Here is a 2,089-nt window from a genome sequence, read left to right as displayed (position 1 = left end):
AATTCAGCCACGAAAACTGCCCACGTTTGACCGCGGCGTTTTGGATCGGGTACCAAGAACTGTTCGTTAACCGGTACCACCTCACCAAGCTCAGCGATTCCGCCACCCAACTTGATGACACGCCCGGTCGATTTGCAGCGCTTCGCCACAAGCGGTCCCCATTGCAGGATCTGCTTCACGTTCTCCAGGCTGATCACCCGGGGGCGCTTCATGCCTGCCCACTTGAGGCCGATCCACGACAGGTTACGAATCTCGCGCTTGCGCGGCTGGCCACCGGCAGCCTGGCTGTGGTGGGTGCAGTCCGGCGACATGTGGAACCAACCCACGGCTCGGCCTCCGCATTCAGTGTCGGGGTCGCCTTCAAACACATCAGTGGTGAAGTGTTTCGCATGCGGATGGTTTACCGTGTGCATGCTGATCGCTGCAGGGCTGTGGTTTTTGGCTACTGTTACAGCTCGACCAAGGCCCATTTCCAGACCTGTACCAGCACCGCCACCGCCGCAGAAGAAGTCCACGACGATCTCATCGTCCTGAGGGTTGAAGCCAAGTCCGTATTGGGTTTTGAAATCGAAGGGGTATTTCTTCTGATGTGTGGACATAAAGGGTCCTCGCCGGGCGGCGTGATTCGTCAAATGAGGGAAGGTTTATTTCTTCAGGTATGTTTTGGTCAGTCTGCCGTTGACGGCATGACCGCGCTTGAGCACGACCCTGGCCAGTGCCGCTCGATCTTTCTCGCTGTGGCTGGCCTGGCTGAGCAGCCCGAAGTAACTGTTTGCGGTTTCACGCAGATCCTCAGCGGGCGCCGTGGCTGTTCGCTTGAGTGCCTGAGCGAGTGCGCGCTTGCGAGTGGTGCGCCGCCACGGCTTGATCACATGCCCAACGAAGTCGACACCGCGATCAACCGGTTGCAGGATGGTTTTGGTTGGGTTCAACCGCGCACCTAGTGTCTTCAGGAATACTTCGACCTCTGCGTGCCAGGCATTGAGCAGATGCGGTGACTCATGCAGGAACACGAAGTCATCGACATAGCGGATGTAATGCTTTGCCCTTAGCCGGTGCTTAGCAAACTGATCCAGCGCATCCAGATAGACGTTGGCGAAGAACTGCGAGGACAGGTTGCCAATCGGCAGCCCAAGGTGAGCAGGTTGTGCCGTGAGGCGTTTGTGCTGCGGCACCCGGCCAAACAGATGGCGCGGGCTTCTGGTTTCGAAGTTCTCGCGGGGGTCGTGCATCAGGATTTGCTCCGCTAGGTCGAGCCACCATGGTTCAGTGATCTTTGCGGCCAGTTGGCGACGCAGCACCTGCTTGTCTATCGCGACGAAGAAGTTGGCCAGGTCGCACTTGAGGTAGAAAACCGGTTTCGACCAGTTCTCACTGGCGCTTCTGATCTTTGATTCAAGACGCTTTGCGGCGTAGAGCGTCCCGCGCCCTGGAATACACGCGCAACTATCAGCGATGAAGCTGGCATAGAAGCGGGGAGCAACATGGTTGTACAGCAGGTGATGTACGACTCGATCCCGAAAGGCTGCTGCCCATACTTCGCGGGCTTTCGGGCGGGTGACTACAAAACATATCGAGCGGCCAGGCTGGTATGTGCCAGCGATCAGGTCGTCGTGTAGCTGGATCAGGTTTTGTTCCAGGTTCACTTCGAAAGCCAAAGCGCTGTCGCTGTTGCGCTTTGATCGTCGGCAGTCGTAATAAGCCTGCACCAGATCCTCGAACTGGTAGGGACCAACAGTCGAATCTGCGGACGGGGCGGACACGGAGCTCGTTGTTCTTGTCGTTGTTGTTCTGATTGCCATCATCGAAGTTCATGTTGAAAGCGTTGTTGGCGGAGCGCTGCGACCTATCGTGCTATCTAAGTCGCCAAGCCGAAGGCAATGCCGATCAGCGAGGAAACTGCGCGAGACCAGCCCGGACGCTTTAGACCGGCGGTATCTCCGATGCGCATGGCGGTGACCCAGAGGTCAGCGGCACGACCAGATTCAAAATCGCACAGACCTGAAAGCCGTAACTCTCAGATGGCGGGCGCGGTTGGGGTAGAGCGTTTCCAAGCATTGGCTTGTTTGCCAATGGAGGAGGTGAGCAG

General features: G+C 57.4%; 2 protein-coding genes. Both read right to left on the bottom strand.

What is annotated here, in order from left to right; translation table 11 throughout:
• On the bottom strand, positions 1–599 hold a 599-nt coding region (locus ACP7A4_RS22970), incomplete at its 3' end, for a DNA cytosine methyltransferase (protein WP_426248495.1).
• Between the two features lie 45 nt (positions 600–644).
• Complete coding sequence (locus ACP7A4_RS22965) at positions 645–1,805, bottom strand: RNA-directed DNA polymerase (protein WP_426248494.1); 1,161 nt, start codon at positions 1,803–1,805, stop codon at positions 645–647.
• Between the last annotated feature and the right edge of the window lie 284 nt (positions 1,806–2,089).

It is taken from the genome of Pseudomonas sp. TWR3-1-1, from assembly GCF_049896545.1.
GTDB lineage: Bacteria > Pseudomonadota > Gammaproteobacteria > Pseudomonadales > Pseudomonadaceae > Aquipseudomonas > Aquipseudomonas weihenstephanensis.
The sequence above is the reverse complement of the archived record's forward strand: the minus strand, read 5'-3'. Positions and strand labels throughout refer to the sequence as shown.